Raw genomic sequence first — 25,108 nt, 5'->3', positions numbered from 1 at the left:
ATTAGGAGGTTTTATGATTAATCGGTATTCAAGAGATGTAATGAAAACAATTTTTAACGATCAGTTTCGTTTTGAGGCATGGCTCAAAGTTGAGATTCATGCGGCAGAAGCATTCAATCAACTGGGTGTAGTTCCAGATAACGATCTGAAAGCATTGCAAGCAAATGCTTCCTTTGATATCAATCGTATTTATGAAATTGAAGCTGAAACACGTCATGACGTTGTGGCATTTACACGAGCGGTAAGTGAAACACTAGGTGATGAAAAACGATGGATTCATTACGGATTGACGAGTACGGATGTTGTGGATACAGCCTATGGTTATATTTATAAGCAAGCAAATGATATCTTAGAACAAGGTCTTGTGGATTTTATCGAAGTATTAAGACAACAAGCAATACGGTATAAGGATACCCCTTGTATTGGACGAACACATGGAATTCATGCCGATATAACGAGTTTTGGATTAAAATTTGCGCTTTGGTATGATGAAATGAATCGAAATTTTGGTCGATTTCAAGCTGCTCGTAAAGATTTAGAAGCGGGTAAAATAAGTGGCGCTGTTGGGAATTTTGCGAATACAGATCCTTTTGTTCAAGATTATGTTTGTTCTCAATTAGGCATTACGTCAACACATATTTCAACGCAAGTGTTGCAAAGGGATCGTCATGCATTTTACATGTCAACGATTGCAATGATTGCAACCAGCATTGAAAAAATCGCAACGGAAATTCGTCATCTTCAACGTACTGAAGTGGGGGAGGTTGAGGAATTCTTTAATAAAGGTCAAAAAGGTTCTTCGGCAATGCCACATAAGCGTAACCCAATAAGCAGTGAAAATATGGCAGGATGTGCACGAGTAATTCGTGGATATATGCTTACTTCGTTTGAAAATGTGGCGTTATGGCATGAGCGTGATATATCACATTCGAGTGCAGAACGAATTATTTTTCCGGATGCAATTACTTTATTAGACTATATGTTGCATCGATTTACACGAATTGTTGCGAATTTAGTTGTTTATGAAGACAAAATGGTGGATAATATCAACTTGACACACGGTGTTATTTTTGCGCAACGTGTAATGACTACATTGATTGATAAAGCAGGTCTAAGTCGTGAAGAAGCGTATGACTTAATCCAGCCCCTTGCAATGGAGGCTTACAATACGCATACATCATTCTTAGACGTGCTTATTGAAAACGGTAACGTATTAACATTGATGACTCAAGAACAATTAGAACAGTGTTTTGATTTAAACTACTTTTTAAGAAGAGTAGATACCATTTTTGAAAGGGTAAATATATATGGAAAATAAAAAATGCGTTGGTTGTGGTTCAGTATTACAAACTGAAGATACAATGGGACGCGGTTATGCGAAGGCAATTGAAAATGATTATTGTCAGTCGTGTTTTCGTTTAAAACACTATCGTGATTTTAAACGTGTTAAAGCAGATGTTAATGATGGGACTACGCTTGAGTTTATTGAGCGTTTTGAAGGCCATATTTTATGGGTTTTAGATATCATGCATCTGAATCAAAGTATGCATACAGGACTGCTTCGTGCTTTAAGAAATAAGAGTGTTGTGCTTGTTGTCAATAAGCGTGATCTTCTGCCGAAGTCTGTTTCAAATAACAAACTTACAAATGCAATCATGCGTTCATTAAAAGATGAAGATGTTTCGTTGATGGATATTGTTTTCGTTTCTGCTCTGAAAAAGAATACACTTGAATCGTTGAATCCTTACTTAGAGGATGCACCGTGTGCATTTGTAGGATGTGTCAATGCAGGAAAGTCATCATTACTTAATGCACTTATGGGTAAAAATGATCTATCAGTATCCCCAGTAGCTTCCACAACCGCGGATGTGCTGCATATTGAGACAGAAAATTATGATGTTTATGATACACCAGGCTTAAGTAATGAAACAAACTTATTAACCAAGTTTACAGATGAGAACCTTGTGATGTTAGCACCTCAAAAAACGCTCAAGCCAGCAGTGTATCAATTGTATGAAAAGCAAACAATTATGATTGGGAATTTAGGGGCCATTACGGTAAGTCCTAAATCACAAGTTCATGTGGTATCTTATCTTCCATTTGAATTAAAACGAATTAAACCGGAACGACTTGAAGCTAATTTTGAGTTAGAACATGATTTTATGATTCAAAATCCTTCTTATCGTAAGAAAAAGTGGCCTGTGACCGATAAGCATATTGATATCGAGATTTTCGATGTTGGATTTATTAGTATTCAAGGTGAATTAAAAGAATTAGAGACAAGTTTCGATAAAGAAGCTGAAGTCGTAATCAGAAAGGCGATCATTTAATGTTAAGTAAAGATCAAAAAAAAGAATTAAAACGAATTTCTCATGAGGAGAAAACAACCGTATTTATTGGAAAAAATGGATTAACGGAGACTGTATATGAAACCTTTGAAACATCCATGTTAGCTCATAATCTTGTGAAAGTAAGTATTCAAAAGAATTCTGATGTTACCATATTAGAAGCAGTTGAAGCGTTTGAAGACCGTTTTAGTTGTGATTTAGTAAGTAAAATAGGGCGTGTTGCGGTTTTCTATCGATTCAGTAAAAACGGACGCATCAAAGTTTGAGAAAAATAATCTTGTTTGGGGGAAGTTTTGATCCCATCCATGATGGTCATCTAACAATGGCAAAAAATGCCCTAAAACAACGTAATGCTGATGAACTATGGTTTATTGTAAGTGCACAGAATCCTTTTAAAGTCGGAAGTTCTGCCTTTCATCATCGTTTAAATATGGTTCAATTGATGATTAAGCCTTATCACAAGATGAAAGTCATTGATCTTGAATCCAAATTGCCTTTGCCTTCCTATTCAATTGATACAGTTCGAATACTGAAGGCACAGAATCAGGATTGCGAATTTGAATGGTTAATTGGTTCGGATCAATTACCCACTTTAAATAAATGGAAAGAATATGACTTATTAAATCAAATGATTCAATTCATCATATATGCTCGAGATTTCAATATTGAATCTCAATTTCCAATTGTTACGGGTCCTGTTTTACCAATAAGTTCGACAGAAATCCGAAAGGGATTGATTACTACGACTTCACCACGCGTTCTACAATACATGACTGGATATGGTATATATCTGGATGAGATATTAAAAAACCGAGTTTCTCAAAAGCGGTATGATCATGTATTGAGAGTTAAAGAAGTTGCTTTAGAGTTAGCTGATGTTCATAATGTTGATAAAGACAGGGTGACACTTGCTTGCATGATTCACGATTTATGTAAGGAAGATTCGAAAGAAGATTTACTCAATACCATGAATGCGAATTACCCAAGTCTTGTCGGATTGCACCCGGCATTTTATCACGGATTTGCAGCGGCTTCGGAGCTATCAAAGAAATACTATGTTCGAGATAAGCAGGTTTTGAATGCGATTCGAGGACATGTTAATGGCGTATCAACAAACAAAATTGGAATGATTTTATATATTGCAGATAAATGTGAACGGGGTAGAGGCTATGACAGTGAGCCCCTAATAGCATTATCAAAACAAAACTTAGTTGATGGGTTTAAAGAAGTAAAAAAGGCACAAGATGCCTATTTAAGGAGACATAATGAATAATTTATTAGATGTAATTGTGAAAACAATTGATGAGAAAAAGGCAAATGACATTGTAACAGTTGATTTTAAACGAGAAAATCCACTCTGTGATTATTTTGTAATTGCGGATGCACCCAGTGTACGTCAAATTAATGCGATCGCTGAGTTTGTAGAAGTTGCAATTAAAAAAGAAGGATATAAAATCCGTAGTATTGAGCGTCAACATGGATCAACATGGATTCTTATTGATGCATATGATGTTGTTGTCCACTTATTTTTAACTGAGGAACGTGGTCATTACAATTTAGAAAAACTTTATCAGGACTATATCGATGAAAACGTATTACGATAGTCTTTTTGCTTCAAAAGAAGGAACTCAGTTATATAAAGAATTTATCATAAAGCATGCTGTTGGAACGTCACTACTAGAACTGGCATGTGGAACTGGCGATTTACTGAATGAACTTAATGAACAGTATGATGTTAAAGGTGTTGATCTCGATGATTCAATGCTTGCTCTCGGTTATGAAAAATATCCTGAATTATCGTCAAAGATGGTACAAGGGGATTTCTTAACCTACAATGACGAAAAAACTTATGACACGCTAGTATGCGTAGGTGATAGTCTTAATTACATTCTTACTGAGGATGATTTGTTGAAGTTTGTGGATCAAAGTGTAACACTTTCATCACACATTATTTTGGATTGTCATCATCCATACCGTTTGAATGAATTTGCGGATGATTATTATGAAGAAGGATCAACGGATTCCTTTGATTACGCATATCAAATTGAAGTTGATGGTTCACATTTAGTACATGTCATTAACTTTCTAGATGGAACATTTGACAGTGTATATCAATGGGTTTTTGATCCGCAAATTCTTATTGATGCTTACGAAAAACATGGTTATTCAGTAAGTACTTATACTGATTTTAACCAAGCTGGTATCAGTTCTGAAGGCGAAAAAGTAATGTTTGTCATTACAAAGGAGCGCATATGATTTTAATTATTGGTGCTATGCAAGAAGAAGTATTCGCATTAACATCATTGATGTCAGATGTTAAGTCCACTCGTGTATCGGGTGTTGATGTTTATACGGGTGTTCTTTCTAATCAAGAAGTCATTGTAGCGCAAAGTGGTGTTGGTAAAGTTAATGCAGCATACACCGCTTCTTCCTTAATCGGAGTATACAAGCCACATATTGTACTAAATATTGGAAGTGCAGGGGGTCTAAAATCAGATCAAAAGCACGGGGATATGGTTGTTGCTACACACCTTCAATATCACGATCTTGATATTGGTCCAGGTACACAGACAGATAAACGATTTATTTTTGAAACGGATGCAAATCTTTTCCAGACTGCCAAGAAAACGCTTGAGAGTATGGAAAAACGTTATCATGTCGGTCTTATCGTTTCCGGAGATCAATTTGTTACAAAATCATCACAAGCATTTTTAAATATTCAAAAACACTTTTCAGATGCAATTTGTGTTGAAATGGAAGCAACTGCGATTGCACATGTGTGTCATCGTAGCCAAACACCATTTATAGTATTAAGAGGCCTATCAGATGTTACGCATGACCCAGAAAATGACATTGATTTCGAACAGTACTTACCGTTAGCAAGTAAAGTGAGTGCAGCGTTGTGTCAGGCATTTATTCTAAATCTATAAAAAAAACGTACAAGTTAACCTTGTACGTTTTCTCTTTTGATTTGAATTGTTTATGATTTTTTGTTTTCAATTCCATAAGGACCAGTCCAAAGACCGTTATCAAAAAACCATGTTTTCAGATCGTCGCTTGTAAAGGGGTTGTCTTGTTTGAAGACGAGTGTAGATTTAACATCTACTTTATCCTTTTTAGCTTCAATTACGACAAATGCTGGATATTTTTCAACACCCAATAATTGTTTTAAGCGTGTTACAGATATGTTTTGAGCTTCAGACATATCAATTGAAATGATTTCCGGTGTGGGACGTACTTCTTGTTCTGTTGTTAAAGGAGCTAGTAAGGCATCTTCAACATAATCAGAATCAGAATCACTATCTTTGAGTAAAAATACGTGTTGTCCTGGATTATCATTTAAAAAAGTCTGGATTTCATTAAGTTTAATAACCGTTTCGCTCTTAGGCATACCGGCACGCAGCGTTAGAGCACTTGTTTTTGGTTTAAATTGATCGTATAAAACGACAAATAAAGATACGAGTGCAACTGCAGTAAACGCAATTAGAATAATTCGTTTTCGCATATTTCCTCCTAACGTAGCCAATAAAAGAATAGCACTTTGTAGACAGAAAATCAAATTGTTGGATACATCTTTCATGTTTCAGGATATTACGGTATAATAAGTCCATATAAGAATGGGGGTTTCTATGTTCCTCAAAAAGATAGAAATGCAGGGATTTAAATCATTTGCGGATAAAGTTGTAATTAACTTTGATGATGCCGTTACCGGTATTGTAGGTCCAAATGGATGTGGGAAAAGTAACATTAGTGATGCGATACGTTGGGTTTTAGGCGAACAGTCCGTAAAATCAATGCGTGGCTCGAGTATGACTGATGTTATTTTTAATGGGTCTGAAACGCGCCGGAAAGTCAATCTTGCGGAGGTTACACTTGTCTTCAATAATGAAGCACGGCCACTCAATAGTGACTACGAAGAATTAGAAATAACACGTAGACTTTATCGTGATACACGAGAATCGGAGTATCTCATCAATAAAGTTCCATGTCGATTACGTGATGTCCATGATTTAGTTATGGACACCGGATTAGGTAGGGACTCATTATCGATTATTTCGCAAGGTACAATTAGTTATTTTGCGGAAGCTAAACCCATCGAACGTCGTGTAATTTTCGAAGAGGCTGCAGGTGTTTCCAAATACAAAAAACGTAAGATTGAATCCATTAACAAACTTGAACGCACAAAAGAAAATGTTGATAGAATGCAAGATATTGTGGACGAAATAACACGTCAGGTTAGTTCTTTGAAGCGTGCTGCGAAAAAAGCGGAACAATACAAAGAAAAGAAAGCGTTGCTTGAATCGATTGAGGTGTCTGTGATTTGTCGTGAAATTAAAGAATTAGAAGAACTTATTGATTCCAATAAAAACGAAACATATCGCTTGGAATCGGAGATTGCTTCTTTAGAAACAAATATCGGTGTTTATGACCATGAGCTTCAAGAAAAACGTCAAGAAATATTCAAAATGGATCAAGATATCGTTAAGGGGCAAGAAAAGATTATGCAATTTGTTCGTGAAATCGGTATTTTAGAAACACGTAAAGTTGAAATTGATGAACGTCGTAAGTACACCTTGGAAGTTGGTGATAAACAAGCCAAAGCCCAAGAATTATTTGCGGCGATGAATGATGCGAAGCTGGAATATGACGAGCGTAAAGATCGTCACAAAAAACTGAATGCGGAAGTAGAACTTTTAACAGAATCCACTTACGAAAAGAATAGAGAACTGGCGGATAAGCAACAATCGCTCAATACCTTATTATCATCATTGAACCAATTGAAAAATCGATTAGAACTTGTAGTTCATCGTTTAGAACGACCTTTTGAATCACAAGCGGGCGTTCAAGCTGTTATGAACAACAAAGCTTCTCTTTTTGGAGTTCTTGATGCAGTCGGAAATGTTTTTACACCAGAGTCCGGTTTAGAGTTAGCGATTACAACTGCTTTAGCAGGGTCGATGGTTCATATCGTTACAGAAAATGATAAAGCTGCTGTGAACGCAATTAATTTTTTAAAGAAAAATATGTCGGGAAGAGCAACCTTTATTCCGTTAACATCCTGTAAGTCACGCTCTGTTTCTGAAGATGCCCTAACGGTTTGTGAGCATGCACCAGGATTTATGGGTGTTGCTTCAGATTTTGTATCGAATGATGCTGTGTTTGATATCTTAAAAGAAAGCTTGCTTGGGAATGTTTTAATTGTATCTACGATTGAAGATGCAAACCGCCTCGCGAAGCAATTACATCACTCCTATAAAATCGTTACATTGGATGGAGATGTAATGCACCGTGGTGGAACTATGTCCGGTGGTAAAACGAAAAACAACCAACAGTCGATGTTAACGCTAAAAGGTGATAAGGAATCGTTAGAAGTAGAAATCTCAAAATTAAAAGATCGTATCGTATTTTCGGAAAACGAAGTTCGAATGCTGCAAACGACAATTAAAGAGACGAATGATGTTTTAATGCAACGTCGTATTGCGCTAGCGCAATTAGAACCTCTGTTGGATGTTAAACGCTCTAAATATGAACGTCTACAACAAGAGTATGAGGAAATTAATCCAAATGACGAGTTTATGACGGAAGATGTTGTGGATGAAGTTGTTGGGAAATTGAATCGTGCTTATATGGAGCGCGATGAATTGAGTTCAAATCTTGCTTTAATTCGTGAACGTCGTTTGGCACTCGGTAATGATGTGCAACGTAAAGAAGTATTGATTCGTCAATACCGAAGCGATTTGAATAAGCTAACGCAAGAAAAACATCACGTTAATTTAAGTGATACGAAACATGCGACACGGCTTGAATCAAATCTTGAGCGTTTGTCCAGTGAATATCAAATGACCTTTGAATATGCACTTGAAAATATTTATGATGAATCAGCTGCTAACAGTCGCGATGAGGTTCTAAAGTTGCGTGGCGAAATTGCTGCGTTAGGAAATGTGAATCTTGAAGCCCCAGAAGAATACCAAGAGGCATTCGAGCGTCATGAGTTCTTAACAAAACAGCTTGATGATTTGATTTCTTCTCGCGATAAGCTTCTCGGAGTCATTGAAGAGATGGATCAAATAATGGTTAAACAGTTTAAAGAAATGTTTGATAAGATTAATGCAGAATTGGGACCGGTTTTTGGAGCGTTATTTGGTGGCGGTAAGGCAAAACTTGTATTAGAAGATGAGAATGATTTGTTAAATACGGGTATTGATATTGATGTGCAGCCACCCGGAAAATCTGTTCAAAACATTCGTTTGTTTTCAGGTGGTGAAAAGAGCTTAATTGCAATTTCGGTACTGTTTGCGATTTTAAAAGCCCGTCATGTTCCACTTTGTATTTTTGATGAGGTTGAGGCTGCGTTGGATCAAGCTAACGTTGAACGTCTTGCAAACTATATAAAGGATTTTAGTGATGATACACAATTTTTGGTGATTACACATAGATCTGGAACAATGGCGCAATGTGATGTCTTGTATGGCGTTACAATGCCGACACGTGGTGTTTCATCCATGCTTCGCGTGCGATTGGATGAAGCAATTGAATTAAAGGAGGAAGCATAATGGGATTTTTTGATATGTTTAAAAAATCGAATAAAAAAGATCAAAAAGAACAGGAACTTTACTCAACGGGTTTAGATTCTACTAAAGCATCTTTTGGTAATAAGTTAAAACAAATGTTCACTGGGAAACCAAAGTTTGATGATGCTTGGTATGATCATCTTTTAGCAGTTTTGATTCAAAGTGATGTCTCGTTGAAGAGTGCACAAAAAATTATTAAAACATTTAGAAAAAATGTTAAAGCCTCAATGAGTGAAGAGGAAGCATTGGAGACTCTTGTTGAAGTAATTTTAAGACAGTATGGTGATAATCTAGAACCTTATGCAATCGAACCGGGACGACTTAATGCAATTCTGGTTGTTGGTGTGAACGGTTCAGGAAAAACAACAACATGTGCTAAATTGGCGTACAACTATCAACAAGAAGGCTATAAAGTCTTATTAGTAGGTGGTGACACATTTAGAGCTGCTGGAAGTAATCAACTCAAAGTTTGGGCCGATGAAATCGGAGTGGACTTTGTTGGAGGTAAGGATAATCAAGATCCCGCATCAGTTTATGTTGATGCGGCACGATATGCCAAGGAACATGATTTCGATGTCATGATTTGTGATAGTGCTGGTCGTTTACAAAATAAAGTGAATCTCATGAAAGAACTTGAAAAAATGAAGCGTGTTTTAGAACGTGAAGTTGGAAGTATCGATCACACTTATCTTGTTATTGATGGAAATACAGGTCAAAACGGATTATCTCAAGCGAAAACCTTTACTGAAGTGACTCCTGTTAATTCTTTAATCGTTACAAAACTCGATGGTTCGCCCAAAGGCGGGGTGCTGTTGAGTATTAAAGATGAATTGGATCTCAAGGTAAGCCATATTGGTTTAGGAGAAACAGTGGGGGATCTTAGAGCTTTCGATATTGAAAGCTATCTGTATCATCTTGTTAATGATAATCATGAGCGTTGAGAAAGCAGTCGAGCTAAATCGACTCTTTGATTACTATGAAAGTTTGTTAACAGAAAAACAAATACAAGTTTTTCAATATTATTACCAAGATGACTTGTCATATCAAGAAATTGCGGATATCCTTAATATTAGTCGTTCGGCTGTTTATGATAACTTAAATCGAACAACCAGATTACTCGAAGAGTATGAGCAAAAGTTGGGAGTTGCGACATCCTATCAAAAATTATTTGATAAACTTTATGCCCTTGGGGATGGGGAAGTCAATAAAATCTTAGATGATTTCAATAGAGGAGGAAATTATGAGTAAAGTTTTAGCGGTAAATGCCGGAAGTAGTTCATTGAAATTTCAATTACTAGAAATGCCAGAAGCAGAAGTGCTTACAAGTGGAATTGTGGAACGTATTGGTTTAAATGATGGAATTATCACATTTAAATACAGCGATCAAAAAGATACCAATACATTGGATATTCCTGATCATCACGTAGCGGTTGATCTTGTGTTAAAAGGTCTTGTGGAAAAAAATATCGTTTCTGATTTATCAGAAATTGTAGCTGCAGGTCATCGTGTTGTTCATGGTGGTGAATATTTCCAAGGTAGTGCAGTATGTGATGAAGTGTCAGTAGCACAAGTTGAAGAACTTGCAGACTTAGCGCCATTACATAATCCAGCAAACTTGATTGGATATCGCGCATTTAAAGAAGCACTACCAAATGCAACACATATCTTTGCATTTGATACTGCTTTCCATCAAACTATGCCTGAAGAAGTGTTTATGTATGCTTTACCATACGAATACTACAGCGATTTAGCGGTTCGTCGATATGGTGCTCACGGTATTTCACATGAATACGTAGCACAACGTACAGCTGAATTAATGGGTAAAAAAGTTGAAGATGTTAACTTGATTACACTTCACTTAGGAAATGGTGCATCAATTTCTGCTGTTAAAGGTGGAAAATGTGTTAATACATCGATGGGATTTACACCATTAGCTGGATTAATGATGGGTACACGTACAGGGGATTTAGATCCTGCAATCGTAACTTACTTAATGCGTAAGCTTGATATTACTGCAGTAGAAGTTCTTGATATCTTCAATAAAAAATCAGGTATGGCAGGAATTAGTGGAATCTCAAGTGATGCACGTGATATCGAAAACGGCATCGACGAAGGTAATGAGCGTGCTATTTTAACACGTAAGATGTATGCACAACGTGTATTAGAATACGTTGGAGCCTATGCACTTCAATTAGGTCATGTTGATGGACTTGTCTTTACAGCAGGACTTGGAGAAAATGATACAGGGACTCGTGAAGCAATTTTAGATGTATTGCAACCAGGTTTAAAACTTGATTATGATCGTGAATTAAACAATAAAACACGTGGTAAGGAAGTTAAATTAAGCACTGATGCTTCATCAATGGATATTTGGGTTTGTCCAACAAATGAAGAATTAGTCATTGCGACAGATGCTTACCGTATTCACAATGAACAAAACTAAATTTCTAGAATACGTTGAGTCCTTTGATAAAATTTGCTTATTTCGTCATGTTCAGCCGGATGGAGACGCATTAGGGTCTCAAGTTGGACTTGCAAAATGGTTAAAGCTTAATTATCCTGAAAAGGAAATTTTGATGTTAGGAAGTGATCTTCATAATTTTACGATTTATGAACCCATGGATTGTGTAGAAGAACTCGGAACATTTTTAGCAATTGTACTGGATAGTGCAAACCAAGAGCGAATTGATGATCAACGTTATCAAGAAGCAAAGACAATCATTAAGATTGATCATCATCCTGAAGTGGATGCTTATGGTGATTTACAGATTGTTGATTCAGGTCGTGGAAGTGTTTGCGAAATTGTTGCAGACTTATTACACGATCTCCAAATGAAAATGGACGAATCCGTTGCGAATACACTTCTTTCAGGTATTTTGACGGATACACAAAAATTTTCAATTGAAACAACTTCATCAAAAACACTTCGTGCTGCAGCTTGGCTGATGGACGAAGGTGCGAATATCACAAAACTTAATCATGCACTCTTTTTACGAACACGTAGAAATTTTGAAATTAATCGTGAAATTCAAAACCACATTCAGGTTAAAGGTGCATTTGCTTATGTGATCATTGATCAGGTTTTACTTGACCAAATGCAAATTACAGAATCAGATGCGAAAATGTTTACTGGATCAATGGCTGGAGTTCGTGAGTTTAAAATTTGGGGATTGTTCATCCAGACGGAAGATGGAACCTTTAAGGCTTCGTTAAGGTCTCAAAACAATACCATCAATACCATTGCGCAACGTTATAACGGTGGAGGGCATCGTTTAGCCTGTGGCATTAAAGGTTTGACGCATGAAACTATGGATACATTAATCAATGAATTGGCAGAAACATCGCTATTATAGCGATGTTTTTTCATGTATAATGATGTTAGAGGTGGCAAAATGGCGACACACTTAATGGTCCGCAGTCATTATTCTCTTTTAAAGGGAATGATGCCTGTTGAATTAATCTGCGAAAAAGCAAAACATAATGAATCAAAGAGCATCGCCTTAACAGATCGGCATGTTCTTTTTGGTGCATTAGATTTTTATGATGCAGCACGTAAACATCATATTAAACCGATTTATGGCATGGAAATTACAATCTTGGAAGATGAGTCTTATTACGATTCATTAGTGCTTGCACGAACAAACGAGGGGTATCAAGGCTTAATCCATTTATCATATTTACTCTCAAAACAAGCTTATATTTCCGAAGCGGATGTAGTGCCTTTTGAATCTGAATTAATATTTATCGCGTATTCAGAACAAGGTCCATTTGAAAAAGGCATGTTGAGTAAAAATCTTGATGAGGTTGCGAATACGATGGAACGTTTAAAAAAGATGTTTTCATATTTTTATATTGGTTTATCCCATCAAGAATCCGGATTCTTTTCAAATGTTAATGATCAGCTCCGACAAATGGCTGTTTTACGTGAAATTGAATGTGTTGCACTTCCTAAAGTGTATTATGAAAATAAAGACGATGAGGAAGCGTTTCGAGCACTACAAGCAATCGATAAGAGCACGTATTTAGAAGATAAAACGCTTGTGTCTTCGCCGAATCGAAACTTTATTAGTGACGATGATTTTAAAGTTCTTTATACCGAAGCAGAGCTATCACTAACTGATACAATCGCTGAAATGTGTAATGTGTCAATTATGAATCTTAAAACGGAGTTACCGGAATTTGAAACCCATCAAGAAGTAAGTAATAAGGTTTTCTTAGAACAACTAAGTCACTTTGGTTTGAAACGGAGGTTAAACAATTCTGTTCCAGAAAAATATCGTGAACGCTTGAATTATGAGCTGAAAATTATCAACGAGATGAATTTTACCGATTATTTCTTAATTGTTTACGATGTTATTCGTTATGCTAAGAAGGCGGGGATTTATGTAGGGCCAGGGCGTGGGAGTTCTGCAGGTTCACTTGTCGCATATTGCTTGGGTATCGTCGAAATTGATCCCATTGAATACGACCTGTTGTTTGAACGTTTTTTAAACCCAGAACGTGTTTCAATGCCGGATATTGATATTGATTTTCCGGATGATAAACGGCAATACGTAATTGATTACGTGAGAAATAAATATGGTGATGATTATGTTGCGCACATTGTAACCTTTGGGACACTTAAAGCACGTCAAGCTTTCCGTGATACAGCACGTGTTTTACAAGTTCCCATTCGTAAAGTCGATCAAGTATCAAAGTTGATTGATCCGATGATGGGATTAAGAGACAATTATAATAAAAACAGTCGATTTAAATCGCTTATTCAATCAGAGGATCTTTTGAAAAAGACCTTTGAACTCGCATGTAAAATAGAGGGGATGCCAAGACATACTTCAACGCATGCGGCAGGTATTGTTTTAAGCAAGAAGCCGCTTGATGTTGTTGTTCCAGTTATTCAGTTGGATTCGGAAACAAAAGCGGTTCAATACGAGATGAGTCATCTTGAGTCCATTGGTCTTGTGAAAATTGATTTTTTAGGTTTGAGAAATCTAACAATTATTGATAATATTAGTCGACAAATTAATGAATCCGAAGCATTTGATATTATGTCAATTCCATTGGATGATCAAAAAACGTACGAACTAATATCACGGGCAGAGACGGTTGGTGTTTTCCAACTCGAATCGGATGGAATGAAGGCGCTTTTAAAGAAAGTTAAACCACATAAGTTTAGTGATATCGTCGATACAGTCGCACTATTTAGACCGGGTCCGATGGAAAATATTCCCTTGTACTTGGAAAATCGCGATCATCCAGAAAAGGTTAAATACATCCATGATGACTTGAAGAGAATTACAGAAAGTACCAATGGCATTCTGATCTATCAAGAACAGATCATGCAAGTTGCTCAAATCATGGCTGGATTTAGTTTAGCTCGAGCAGATATTTTAAGAAAAGCAATGGGTAAAAAGAATGCTAAAGAACTTGATGGTTTAAAAACAGAATTCATACAAGGATGTATTGATAAGGGCCATAAGGAAACATTTGCGGAAGAACTTTTCTCGCTTATTTATAAATTCGCAAACTATGGTTTTAATAAATCTCACTCCGTCGCGTATGGGTTAATTGCTTATCAATTGTCATATTTAAAGGCTAATTATCCTCACTTGTTCTATACGTATCTTTTAACCAGTGTTATTGGTAGTGAAGTTAAAACACGCCAATACATTGACGAATGTCGACGACGAAAGGTCGATTTGCGTCCTGTTAATCTAGAGCAAAGCCGTAACAGTTATACACTTGAGGGCTATGCAATTCGTTTGCCATTTACCGTTATTAAAGGTATTAGTAAGAGTATCGGTACCAAAATTCAAAATGAGGTTCATGATAATGGTCCGTATTTAAATTACTATAATGCCATCAGTCGTTTAAACCTTGTAGGAATTAAGAAAAACCAGTTTGAATTACTTATTCAAGCGGGTGCATTTGATTATTTAAATTCAGATCGTCTAAGTATGATTGCATCACTTGAAGAGGCATTGCGCTATGCGAATATCATTCGTGTTGAAAAAGATGGTCAATCATCATTAAATATGGATTTAATCAGTGAACCCATTTTTACAGTGGTATCTGAAAATCGAAGACAAGTTTTAAATGATGAATTGGTTGTTTTAGGATTTTATTTCAGTGAACATCCAACCTTACGTTTGAAGAAAAAGCATGAATCGGATTCGCTGATTGAGGTCAAAGTTCGTGATAAATATTTTAGAATCATCGCCATGGTCGATCGAATTAAGCTGCATCGAACCAAAAAAGGGGACCAAATGGCCTTTATTCAGTTAAGCGATGATACAGGTTTGATTGATGGAGTGGTATTTCCGTCAGTATATGATAAAATAAAAGTGAACCTAGAAATAGGAGCACTTGTCTTAGTGAAGGGGCAGATGCGTGAACCAGGATCTTTGATCATAATGGATATGTATCGATTTGATTCAAAACCGGAGTTTCACGAATCATAAAATGAAAGAGGTGAATTCACATGGTTAGATTTTTGATTGTAGATGATGAAGAAAAAATTAGAGAAGTTGCCAAGGAATATGCAAAGGCAACGGGGTTATTATGTGATGAGGCGTCCGATGGAGCTGAAGCAATTGAAATGGTCAAAAGTAATGACTATGATGTTGTGGTTTTAGATATCATGATGCCAAATCTTGATGGTTTTACTGCATGTCGTGAAATAAAGAAAATCAAAGATGTTCCGATAATTATGTTATCTGCACGTCAAGAGGAGTTCGATAAGTTGCTAGGGTTTGAATTGGGGATTGATGACTATGTCACAAAACCGTTCTCACCTAAAGAATTAATGGCTCGTATTAAAGCTGTGAGTGAACGTGCCAAAGGGATGAAACACAGTGTTTATTCATTTGGTGGTCTTGAAGTTGATATTACCGGACGTAATTTAATCATTGATGGTGAACGTATTAATGTCACACCGAAAGAGTTTGATCTGTTGGTCTTCCTGATTCAACATAAAGATCAAGCATTATCACGCGATGTGCTATTAGATAAAGTATGGAATTATAATTATTATGGTGACTATCGTACCGTCGATACTCATATTAAAATGTTAAGACAAAACTTAGGTCCATATCGTGACTATATTGTTACGGTTCGTGGAACAGGTTACAAGTTTGAAATCAACAACTAAGAATATGGCATTTCGTATTTGGTTCTATTTCCTATTACTAACAGGGATTATGCTGTTATTTTTATGGATGTTACAAATTTCGTTTATAGGACCTTATTACGAACGCAATCGATCTCAAACAATTCAAATGAAGGTTACTGAGATTGAACGGTTATTAGAACGATCGGATATTTCAATCGTCGAGGAAGCAACAGGAAAAATTCTAGCTACGGAAAATATGTGTATTAGTATCTATAATGATCTTGGGGTTCGTACTTATATTGGTGAGAACCCAAATATTCCTTGTCAGTTAAACAATCTTAAAAACTCAACAATGAAAGAATACATGATTATGGCTGACAATGCTCCGACCCATGATTTTTCGATTAATTTTAATAATGGAATTCATGAACAAGGAATGTATTTTTATGGAAGAAGTACACTTATAAATGGTAAACCCAATTATATTTTTGTGATTTCTCCTATAAAGCTTTTAGATTCAACGGTATTTGTTTTAAAAAGACAATTTGGATTGTTGGCTCTTGTAGTATTTAGTGTTGCGACAATTGTTGCTTTTATTTTATCAAAGCGGCTTTCAAGTCCTATTACTAAAATTACAAATAGTGCTAAAAAGTTAGCAGATGGCGATTTATCAGTAGATTTTGAAGGAAATGATTATTCTGAAGTTGAAACACTTGCCAGCACATTAAATTATGCTACACAAGAGTTTCGGAAAACCGACGAATTACGTAGAGATTTGGTTGCGAACGTTTCCCATGATATCAAAACCCCATTAACAATGATTAAAGCTTATGCAGAAATGATTCAGGATATCTCAGGAGATAATCCCGAAATGCGTGAACAGCATCTTAATGTTATTGTAGATGAAGTTAATCATTTGGAGCGTTTGGTAAATGATATGTTGACACTGTCTAAATACGAGGCCAATGTTTTTGATATTAAAGAAACTGAATATTTTATGTTACAGCAAATTCGTGCTACAACTCATTTATTCTTAGCGCTGGATCTGCATTTTGAAATTCATTGTGACCCCAATTTAATGGTGGTAGCGGATGAAATAAAAATGGGACAGGTTCTTTACAATTACATTAACAATGCCACCAAGTATGTTGGTAACGATAATGTTATCGTAATAAAAGCAGACGTTGAGGGTGATCTTGTTGTTGTTTCAGTGACAGATCACGGAATCGGAATCAGTCCGGATATTATTGATCATATTTGGGATCGATACTATAAAATTGATAAAAATTATCAGCGAAGTGGTTCCAGTAGTGGACTTGGATTATCGATCGTTAAAGCGATTTGTGATGCTAGTGGGTCAAAATATTGGGTTGAATCAGAACTTGGTGTAGGTACTTCATTCTTCTATTCCGTAAAAAAAGCAAAATAAAAGTTAGGATTAGCCTAACTTTTTTTATATTACTGAATAGGATCAGCGTTGAAATAAAGTGCATTTGTTTTAACGATATCATTACGTGATTCGAGTAATTCCTCAACCGTCACAAATTTATAACCTTGATCATGAAGTTTTTTTGCGGCACATTTAAACCCTTCATAACTTGACTCATAAATATCGTGAAGTAATATAATTGCACCGTCATGTTTATATTTATCAATTGTGTTACAGATTTGTTGAGGGTCACGAGATACCCAATCTTCACTATCCACAGACCAGTTGACAAATGTCACGGGAGCTCCCTTGCGAACTTCTGCATTTGCATTTCCATAAGGAGGTCGAACCATAAATGGTCCCTTTAAGCCAGATGCCTTAAATAGTGCTTCTTCAGTATTTTTAATCTCTTTATTAACATCTTGAATATCCATTGAATTAAAATCAGGATGTGTAAACGAGTGATTTGCAATTTGGTGTCCACGACTCACAATTTCTTTTACGATTGATGGGTTTTGGTTTACCCGTTCCCCAAGCATAAAGAATGTTGCTTGACCATCATATTTATCCATTTCATCCATAATTAGCTGAGTATTACGGTGATGAGGTCCATCATCAAATGTGAATGCAACCATTTTTTCTTTCGGATCAATACCACGATCAAGATATACGGGTGCAATTTCACCATTTGTTTTTTCGAAAGAACCAATTGAATGGGAGAAGTAATCCGTTATTTTAGACAAATCAAATGAGACAGGTTTATTAAAACCCTTGATGTTGAAGACAACATTTGATTTTGATATAGATAGTGCGGTGTCTTCATCCAAAGATGTCGCTTTGAGATAACTTTGGCGTTCCATTTCTTTCGGTTTGGAAAGTGTTGCTCTTACATCGCTGATTAATTTTTTGAGACCAAGCTCGTTAAATAAATCTGATGCTTTTACAAATTCTCCGCTTTCAATATCATATGTACGGGAAATTACATCTGTAATTTCGCTATTCAAAGATGTTTTAATATCTACAGTTACATATTTATCATGGACTTGATAAATCGAGTAATCCTGAAATATTTCAGCTTTCTTACCATCTTTGTTTGATAATCCTTTAGAACGCTCTTTACTTTGATTGGTAAATTCTTGAATCCAAGTATTTACTTTTTCATTATCAAGCGCTGGGTAGTGTAAAACAGTGACACGATCATCTGTTGCTTCTTTGATGACTTCATGATGACCAATTTTTTTATACTCGTTTGAAACACGTGTCATGTATTTCGGATACTTTGAGAAAGGATTAAATATCAAAGTAACGAGGATTGTTACAACGACGAGTAGTGCGGCAATCATCATAGCGACTGCCTTCATATTGAGTTTGCGTACTTTTATGCTTCGTTTTACTTTCATAGACGCACCCACAATTTTAAAAATGCTTTCATCCCAAATCCACCTTTCGATAAGATTTTAACATACAAACAGCGGAAATAAATTTTATTATGTGAATCTTAAGAGGAATTTAAGGAATAGAGTTATAAAACAGTTTTAATTGCAGATTTTTCGTGTTATTGTTGATTCAAATATATCGTTAAAAGTGTTAAATCTTTATTAATATTAAGCTTGGAATAGAGGTCATATTAATTCTCTAAAAAGTGCTTGACCTACTATGATTTTGTGTCTGATAAATCTGAGTGATTAATATATAAAATAATTTAGATATACACTAGACATTAGAATAGGACTGTTATATAATGTTAAGGCATTTAAAGGCGTAGTTGCATGTCTCTGGACGTACAACCGCACACTGTAAGGTTTAAGTGATTCGTCCACCTTACTTGGCGAGTCTTATGGCAAAAAATTGAAGGAGGTGTACTATGTACGCAATTATTGAAACAGGTGGAAAACAAGTTTTAGTTGAAAAGGATCAAACAATTTTCGTTGAAAAATTGGATGTTCAAGAAGGTGAAGAAATCGTTTTCGAAACAGTTGTTGCTGTTAAAAACCGCACACTTAAAGTTGGTACTCCATACGTTAAAGGTGCTACTGTAACTGCTAAAGTTGAAAAACATGGAAAAGGTAAGAAAATTACTATCTTCAAGTATAAAGCTAAAAAAGGTTCAACACGTAAAAAACAAGGTCATCGTCAACCGTATACTAAGTTAGTTGTAACTGAAATTAACGCAGGATAGTTCGATGATACATGTATCTGTTTTAATTAGCAAAGGGTTCTATAAAAAAATGACTGTTACAGGTCATGCCGGTTCTGGTGATCACGGATTTGATCTTGTGTGTGCCGGAGTTAGTTCCATTATGGTTGGTGCTCTTAACGGTTTTGATGCGTTGACTGATTCTGTAGGATTGATAATGACTCAAGAACCACTAATTGAAATTGAAATTAAACATAGTAATGAACTAAATCAAAAAATATTTGAGTTTGTATTGTTACAACTTAAAACAATAGAACAAACTCAATCTAAATATATCGAAATTAATGAAAAGGAGGTTACTTCATGAAATTCGTATTAGATATCCAATTATTTGCTTCTAAAAAAGGTGTTGGTTCGACAAAAAATGGTCGTGACTCACATTCAAAACGTTTAGGCTCAAAGCGCGCAGATGGTGAATTCTGTACAGCAGGTTCAATCTTATACCGCCAACGTGGTACAAAGATTCATCCAGGTGTTAACGTAGGCCGTGGTGGCGACGACACTTTATTCGCTAAAGTGGATGGTGTTGTTAAATTCGAACGCATTAGCAAAACTCGCAAATGTGTTTCAGTTTATCCAGTAGCTTAATCTGAAGCCCCCTTAAATAGGGGGTTTTTAATTGAAATGGAAAGGGTGATTTAATGTTTGTAGATCGCGTTAATATAAAAGTAGTAGCCGGAAACGGTGGTGATGGAATGACATCTTTCCGTCGCGAAGCATTTGTTCCACTTGGTGGACCTTATGGCGGTGATGGTGGTAAAGGTGGCGATATCGTTTTTGTCGCAGACTCTAATAAATCAACATTGCTTGATTTAAGATATAATCGTGTTATTAAAGCTTCACATGGTACACCTGGGAAGAATAAAAAAATGCACGGGGCCGGAGCAGATGATGTAATCTTAAGAGTTCCAGTTGGTACTATGGTTATTGACAACGAAAAAGGTATTGTTATTGCTGACTTAACAGAAGTGGGCCAACGTGAGGTTGTAGCTCATGGAGGACGCGGCGGTAGAGGTAATGCTCGATTTGCGACAGCAAATAACCCTGCGCCTACGTTTTCTGAAAAAGGTGAATTAGGTCAAGAACTTGATATCACAATTGAATTGAAATTACTTGCTGATGTAGGGATTATTGGTTACCCATCCGTTGGGAAATCAACATTACTATCAGTAATTTCGAGAGCAAAACCAGAAGTTGCGGATTACCATTTCACAACGATTGCTCCAAACTTAGGTATTTCAAGTAGTCCAGACGGTCGTTCTTTTGCTGTGGCAGATTTGCCAGGATTAATTGAAGATGCACATTTAGGAAAAGGTCTTGGACATGTTTTCTTAAAACATATCGAACGTTGTCGTGTATTAGTACATGTTGTAGATATGGGTGCAGAAGATGGTCGTGATCCGATTGAGGATTATAAAGTCATCAATAATGAACTTGAAAAATATAACGAAGACTTATTGAAAAAACCAATGGTTGTTGTTGCGAATAAAATGGATCTAGAGGTTGCACCTGCAAATTTAGAGAAGTTTAAAGCAGCATATCCGGACTTGGAAATTTTCGAACTTGTTACAATGGTTGGAGAAGGAATCGATTCGCTTCTTTACCGTCTTGCAGATATTCTTGACGAACATGTTGAAGAACGTATTGAAGAACAAAGTGAATCTGTTGTTTATAAATATGAAGCACCAAAACGTAATTTTGATATTGAACAAATTAATCAAACAAAATGGCGTGTTACCGGTGATATCATTGACCGTCAATTGCGTCAATATGAATTTGATACTGAGGAATCCGCAGTTCAGTTTGGGCTTGCTATGAAGCGTCTAGGTGTTGATCAAGCGCTCCGTGAAGCAGGTGTAAAAGATGGTGATATTGTAATTGTTGCAGATATTCAATTTGTTTTTGAAGAAGGTATGGTAGAATAATAATAGGTGATAATATGATTGCATTTATTTCAGGTGTTGCAGTGGATCGAGGAATCGATTATGTTGTGGTCGATAACCATGGTATTGGTTATCAAGTTTTTTGTGGGAATCCAGAAATGGTTACATTAAATGAGAGCATAATATTTCACACTTACCAACATGTGAGAGAAGATGCAATCATTTTATTTGGATTTGTAGAAAAACGTGAATTAGATATTTTTCGTCAGTTAATAACAGTCAAAGGGGTAGGACCTAAGACTGGGATTACAATTTTAAGCCGTTTTAGTGGTGATGATATCGTTCGTGCTATTGATCAAGAAGATATGGCTTTCCTTAAGAAACTACCGGGTGTGGGGCCTAAGATGGCTTCCCAAATGATGTTAGATCTTAAAGGTAAGTTTATTGCATCCGATACTCCTTCAACAACTAAAAAAGCATTACCACTTGTCGATGAAGCACTTGATGCTTTAGGTGATTTAGGTTTTAAAAAAGTGGAATTAAACAATATAAAGCATGAGTTGTCGCTTCTAAATCTTGATTCTGTGGATGATATGATTAAAGAAGGATTAAAACTCTTGCATTCAAGAAAGAGAGGGCTGTAGATGGAAGAGCGTCTTATGTCTGGTGAAGCGATTTTATCCGGTCAAGATTACGAAGAAAGTCTACGTCCTCAAACGCTTTCTGCGTATGTTGGGCAAGAAGGACTAAAAGAAAATTTAAAAATTTTTATTGAAGCGGCAAAATCGCGTAATGAAGCATTAGATCATTTATTGTTTTATGGTCCTCCTGGATTGGGTAAAACAACAATAGCGCATGTAATCGCAAACGAAATGCAAACAGGAATTAAAGTGACCAGTGGGCCAAGTATTGAGCGTAGTGGCGATCTTGCAGCAATCTTATCAAGTTTGGAGCCTGGTGATGTTTTGTTTATTGATGAAATTCATCGTATGCCTAAAGCAGTAGAAGAAGTCTTGTATCCTGCGATGGAGGATTTCACTTTGGATCTTGTTGTTGGTAAGGATTCATCAACAAGAAGCATTCAAATTGATTTACCGCCGTTTACGCTTATTGGTGCAACGACACGAGCTGGCGATTTGTCCTCACCATTAAGGGATCGTTTTGGTATTATTTCAAAACTTGAGTATTACAGTCAAGATGAACTTGAAACCATCGTTTCGAGAACAAGTCGTGTCCTCAATACAGTTATTGATCGAGAAGGTGTAAGCGAGATTGCGAAACGTTCTCGAGGAACTCCACGAATTGCAAATCGTTTATTTCGACGTGTAAGAGATTTCGCTCAAGTTTTAAATGATAATGTTGTTGACATTTCAATAACTAAGTTGGCACTTGACAAACTAAAAGTGGATCATTTAGGACTTGATGACGTAGATTTACGTTATCTACGTGGAATTATTGAACGCTTTGATGGTGGACCTGTAGGGATTGAAGCTATAGCCGCTTCAATTTCTGAAGAAACCATGACACTGGAAGATGTTTATGAGCCATATTTGTTACAACTAGGATTTATAAATCGAACACCACGTGGTCGTGTTGTAACAACAAAAGCATATGAACATCTAAAAATCGATGTAAATCAAAGGCTATTTGAATAGAGGTAGGGTATGAAAGTATGTATTGTTACAGGTGGTAGTGGTGGTCATATTTACCCCGCAATTACCTATGCTGATTTCATTAAAAAGAATCGAAATACAGAAGTTGTTTTCATTGGAAACGACCATAAAATGGAATCTTGGATCGTTCCAGAAGCAGGATATCCCTTTTTTGCGATTCACAATCAAGGACTTCAAGGCAGTATCTTTGATAAAATTAAAGCAGTTTTTTCTCAATTCGGAGCTTATCGTTCTGCAAAAAAACACTTAAAATCATTGAAACCAGATGTTGTATTTGCCTTTGGTGGATATGTTTGTGGTCCTGTAACATTTGCAGCAAAATCACTCAAGATTCCGATTGTTTTACATGAACAAAATGCGTATCCTGGGAAAGCAAACAAGATGATTGCAGATTCTGCGAAAGCGATTATTACATGTTATGAGGAAGCATTTTCAGGTAGAGATTATGTCCACTATCTTGGAAATCCTCGTGCTTCGTTAATCCATGAGGAAATTAATAGTTCGAAAGAAGTTGAACGACTTAATTTGGATTTAAATTTAAATACAGTCCTTATGGTTATGGGGTCGCAAGGCTCAACTGCTATGAATAAAAAATTCGAAAAATTTGTTAAGTATTATGATGACCCAACGACTCAAGTGATTATTGTTACGGGTCCACTTCATATTGATAACTTCAAAAAGACAGTTGGTGAGGTTCATCCCAACATTCGTCTCGAGGGATTTGTAGACCAAAAAGCGCTTTTACCGGTAATTGATTTAATCGTATGCCGATCGGGTGCTTCTACAGTAGCTGAGATTGAATCATTTGGTTTGCCGTCATTACTAATACCAAGCCCATATGTGGCAAATAACCATCAATTTTATAATGCTAAATCGTTATTTGATAAGAACGCTTGTGATATGCTATTAGAAGAAGATATCCATGATGACGTATTAAATAAACATGTTTTTGAACTGATTCGTAATAAACAACGTTTGGTTGAATTAGGTCATAATGCACGTAAGCTTGCAACGCCTGATGCGGTTTCGAATATTGCAGATTTAGTTGAAAAGGTGGTGGGAAACGATGACGCGTCGCAATAATCCTGAATTGAATGATGAGCGTGAGCCAATTGATAAAATTAAGGCTTCGATAGACCTTAAAAAGAAGACAATTCGTCGTAATAAGCGAAAACGTCGGTTGATTAAAATGCTTCAATTTTTAATTGTAATTGGGGTTCTTATAGGGATTTACTATTTTGATAAAAGCGATGCTTCTCGAGTTCACAATGTACGCGTGAATGGAAATGTAATTCTAAGTGACGCAGAAATCAAAGATGCGCTCAATATACATGAAAATCAACGTATCTATTTAACGTTTAAACCTTTCATTAATCATAAAGGTAAAAAAGTTAAGGGGATTGACAATATTGACGCTAATGTATATTATCGTCAAGGTATCATAAATTTAAACGTAACGGAAAAGAAAGCTGTGGGTTACACATTAGAACCGTCCATTCGAATTTATTTTGAAGATGGATTCTATAAAGAGTTGGAAACGCTTAATCCTTCAGTGATTGAACGTTTACCATTGCTTGTAGGGTTTACAGAGGAATCAATATCTGAATCTCTATTATCTGCTTTGGCTACCATTGATGATGGTTCTATGGCTTCCGTTTCTGAAATTCATTTCGAGCCTACAAAAGTTGAACCTGACTATATGAGGATTGTAATGAATAATGATTATTTTGTTTTTACAAATGTAGAAACTTTACCACAACTGAATAAATATGCTACTATTATAAGTGGGGCTGATTCGAATGCTCGTTGTATCGAGTTTATCGAGTACGGTCCAACTGAAGAAACACAGTCTGCTGTTGTTAAGGCATGTGGATCATAAAATATAAAAATATGAAAGA

The 25,108-nt window shown here is 36.1% G+C and carries 25 protein-coding genes and 1 other annotated feature; of the genes, 23 read left to right on the top strand and 2 right to left on the bottom strand.

Going from position 1 to position 25,108, the window contains the following annotated elements; translation table 11 throughout:
• Positions 1-13 precede the first annotated feature (13 nt).
• Genes purB through EL194_RS07865 form a run of 7 tightly spaced genes read left to right on the top strand, consistent with a single transcriptional unit; the run spans position 14 to position 5,278 of the window.
• Complete coding sequence (gene purB, locus EL194_RS07895) at positions 14-1,318, top strand: adenylosuccinate lyase (protein WP_003773774.1); 1,305 nt, start codon at positions 14-16, stop codon at positions 1,316-1,318.
• Positions 1,308-2,330, top strand: coding sequence for a GTPase (locus tag EL194_RS07890; RefSeq protein ID WP_003773772.1), 1,023 nt, complete (start codon positions 1,308-1,310; stop codon positions 2,328-2,330). The genes purB and EL194_RS07890 overlap by 11 nt, the downstream gene beginning before the upstream one ends.
• Positions 2,330-2,614, top strand: coding sequence for a YhbY family RNA-binding protein (locus EL194_RS07885; protein WP_003773770.1), 285 nt, complete (start codon positions 2,330-2,332; stop codon positions 2,612-2,614). The genes EL194_RS07890 and EL194_RS07885 overlap by 1 nt, the downstream gene beginning before the upstream one ends.
• Positions 2,611-3,621: a nicotinate (nicotinamide) nucleotide adenylyltransferase gene (gene nadD, locus EL194_RS07880; RefSeq protein ID WP_003773768.1), complete on the top strand. Its 1,011-nt coding sequence runs from the start codon at positions 2,611-2,613 to the stop codon at positions 3,619-3,621. The genes EL194_RS07885 and nadD overlap by 4 nt, the downstream gene beginning before the upstream one ends.
• Complete coding sequence (rsfS, locus tag EL194_RS07875; protein WP_003773765.1) at positions 3,614-3,952, top strand: ribosome silencing factor; 339 nt, start codon at positions 3,614-3,616, stop codon at positions 3,950-3,952. The genes nadD and rsfS overlap by 8 nt, the downstream gene beginning before the upstream one ends.
• Positions 3,933-4,604 carry a class I SAM-dependent methyltransferase gene (locus EL194_RS07870; protein WP_003773763.1) on the top strand — a complete coding sequence of 224 codons (672 nt, stop codon included), beginning with the start codon at positions 3,933-3,935 and terminating at the stop codon, positions 4,602-4,604. Before rsfS ends, EL194_RS07870 begins: the two co-directional genes overlap by 20 nt.
• Positions 4,601-5,278 carry a 5'-methylthioadenosine/adenosylhomocysteine nucleosidase gene (locus tag EL194_RS07865; RefSeq protein WP_003773760.1) on the top strand — a complete coding sequence of 226 codons (678 nt, stop codon included), beginning with the start codon at positions 4,601-4,603 and terminating at the stop codon, positions 5,276-5,278. Before EL194_RS07870 ends, EL194_RS07865 begins: the two co-directional genes overlap by 4 nt.
• A 50-nt stretch (positions 5,279-5,328) precedes the next feature.
• On the opposite strand, the gene EL194_RS07860 is transcribed toward EL194_RS07865, so the two are convergent.
• Positions 5,329-5,853: a hypothetical protein gene (locus EL194_RS07860; protein WP_013853004.1), complete on the bottom strand. Its 525-nt coding sequence runs from the start codon at positions 5,851-5,853 to the stop codon at positions 5,329-5,331.
• A gap of 124 nt (positions 5,854-5,977) precedes the next feature.
• On the opposite strand from EL194_RS07860, the gene EL194_RS07855 reads away from it, so the two are divergent.
• The 8 genes from EL194_RS07855 to EL194_RS07820 are packed head-to-tail and all read left to right on the top strand — an operon-like array spanning position 5,978 to position 17,457.
• Positions 5,978-8,902 (top strand): AAA family ATPase, encoded by a 2,925-nt coding sequence (locus tag EL194_RS07855; RefSeq protein ID WP_013853003.1) that lies wholly within the window; start codon positions 5,978-5,980, stop codon positions 8,900-8,902.
• The gene (ftsY, locus tag EL194_RS07850; protein WP_003773755.1) at positions 8,902-9,861 is read left to right on the top strand and encodes a signal recognition particle-docking protein FtsY; all 960 of its coding nucleotides are present in this window, start codon (positions 8,902-8,904) and stop codon (positions 9,859-9,861) included. Before EL194_RS07855 ends, ftsY begins: the two co-directional genes overlap by 1 nt.
• Positions 9,851-10,168 carry a YlxM family DNA-binding protein gene (gene ylxM, locus EL194_RS07845; RefSeq protein WP_013853002.1) on the top strand — a complete coding sequence of 106 codons (318 nt, stop codon included), beginning with the start codon at positions 9,851-9,853 and terminating at the stop codon, positions 10,166-10,168. Before ftsY ends, ylxM begins: the two co-directional genes overlap by 11 nt.
• On the top strand, positions 10,161-11,363 hold the full coding sequence (locus EL194_RS07840; RefSeq protein WP_013853001.1) for an acetate/propionate family kinase: 1,203 nt from the start codon (positions 10,161-10,163) through the stop codon (positions 11,361-11,363). Before ylxM ends, EL194_RS07840 begins: the two co-directional genes overlap by 8 nt.
• Positions 11,350-12,273, top strand: coding sequence for a DHH family phosphoesterase (locus EL194_RS07835; protein ID WP_003773751.1), 924 nt, complete (start codon positions 11,350-11,352; stop codon positions 12,271-12,273). The genes EL194_RS07840 and EL194_RS07835 overlap by 14 nt, the downstream gene beginning before the upstream one ends.
• Positions 12,274-12,312: 39 nt before the next feature.
• Positions 12,313-15,378 (top strand): DNA polymerase III subunit alpha, encoded by a 3,066-nt coding sequence (locus EL194_RS07830; protein WP_034886569.1) that lies wholly within the window; start codon positions 12,313-12,315, stop codon positions 15,376-15,378.
• Between the two features lie 20 nt (positions 15,379-15,398).
• The gene (locus tag EL194_RS07825) at positions 15,399-16,067 is read left to right on the top strand and encodes a response regulator transcription factor (RefSeq protein ID WP_003773749.1); all 669 of its coding nucleotides are present in this window, start codon (positions 15,399-15,401) and stop codon (positions 16,065-16,067) included.
• Entirely contained in the window at positions 16,051-17,457 is a 1,407-nt protein-coding gene (locus EL194_RS07820; RefSeq protein ID WP_016357186.1) for a sensor histidine kinase, read from the top strand. The genes EL194_RS07825 and EL194_RS07820 overlap by 17 nt, the downstream gene beginning before the upstream one ends.
• 29 nt (positions 17,458-17,486) lie before the next feature.
• Here EL194_RS07820 and EL194_RS07815 read toward each other — a convergent pair whose 3' ends face one another.
• Positions 17,487-18,857, bottom strand: coding sequence for a polysaccharide deacetylase family protein (locus EL194_RS07815; RefSeq protein WP_003773747.1), 1,371 nt, complete (start codon positions 18,855-18,857; stop codon positions 17,487-17,489).
• Between the two features lie 375 nt (positions 18,858-19,232).
• Positions 19,233-19,303, top strand: a sequence feature (ribosomal protein L21 leader region).
• 18 nt (positions 19,304-19,321) lie between these two features.
• Between EL194_RS07815 and rplU the strand changes: the two genes are divergently transcribed.
• From rplU to EL194_RS07775, 8 genes are read left to right on the top strand one after another with little or no spacing between them, the layout of a single operon-like run.
• The gene (gene rplU, locus EL194_RS07810; RefSeq protein ID WP_003773746.1) at positions 19,322-19,636 is read left to right on the top strand and encodes a 50S ribosomal protein L21; all 315 of its coding nucleotides are present in this window, start codon (positions 19,322-19,324) and stop codon (positions 19,634-19,636) included.
• 4 nt (positions 19,637-19,640) lie between these two features.
• Positions 19,641-19,961 carry a ribosomal-processing cysteine protease Prp gene (locus EL194_RS07805; RefSeq protein ID WP_003773745.1) on the top strand — a complete coding sequence of 107 codons (321 nt, stop codon included), beginning with the start codon at positions 19,641-19,643 and terminating at the stop codon, positions 19,959-19,961.
• A complete protein-coding gene (rpmA, locus tag EL194_RS07800) occupies positions 19,958-20,242 on the top strand; it encodes a 50S ribosomal protein L27 (protein ID WP_003773744.1) in 285 nt (94 codons plus the stop codon). Before EL194_RS07805 ends, rpmA begins: the two co-directional genes overlap by 4 nt.
• Positions 20,243-20,295: 53 nt before the next feature.
• Positions 20,296-21,579 carry a GTPase ObgE gene (obgE, locus tag EL194_RS07795; protein ID WP_003773743.1) on the top strand — a complete coding sequence of 428 codons (1,284 nt, stop codon included), beginning with the start codon at positions 20,296-20,298 and terminating at the stop codon, positions 21,577-21,579.
• Between the two features lie 14 nt (positions 21,580-21,593).
• Positions 21,594-22,181, top strand: coding sequence for a Holliday junction branch migration protein RuvA (ruvA, locus tag EL194_RS07790; protein WP_003773742.1), 588 nt, complete (start codon positions 21,594-21,596; stop codon positions 22,179-22,181).
• Positions 22,182-23,192: a Holliday junction branch migration DNA helicase RuvB gene (gene ruvB, locus EL194_RS07785; protein ID WP_003773741.1), complete on the top strand. Its 1,011-nt coding sequence runs from the start codon at positions 22,182-22,184 to the stop codon at positions 23,190-23,192.
• 9 nt (positions 23,193-23,201) lie between these two features.
• A complete protein-coding gene (murG, locus tag EL194_RS07780) occupies positions 23,202-24,293 on the top strand; it encodes an undecaprenyldiphospho-muramoylpentapeptide beta-N-acetylglucosaminyltransferase (RefSeq protein WP_003773738.1) in 1,092 nt (363 codons plus the stop codon).
• Complete coding sequence (locus EL194_RS07775; RefSeq protein WP_003773736.1) at positions 24,277-25,089, top strand: cell division protein FtsQ/DivIB; 813 nt, start codon at positions 24,277-24,279, stop codon at positions 25,087-25,089. The genes murG and EL194_RS07775 overlap by 17 nt, the downstream gene beginning before the upstream one ends.
• The last annotated feature ends 19 nt before the right edge of the window (positions 25,090-25,108 follow it).

Source organism: Erysipelothrix rhusiopathiae (genome assembly GCF_900637845.1).
GTDB classification, from domain to species: Bacteria; Bacillota_I; Bacilli_A; order Erysipelotrichales; family Erysipelotrichaceae; genus Erysipelothrix; species Erysipelothrix rhusiopathiae.
This window is presented reverse-complemented; position numbering and strand designations above follow the sequence as displayed.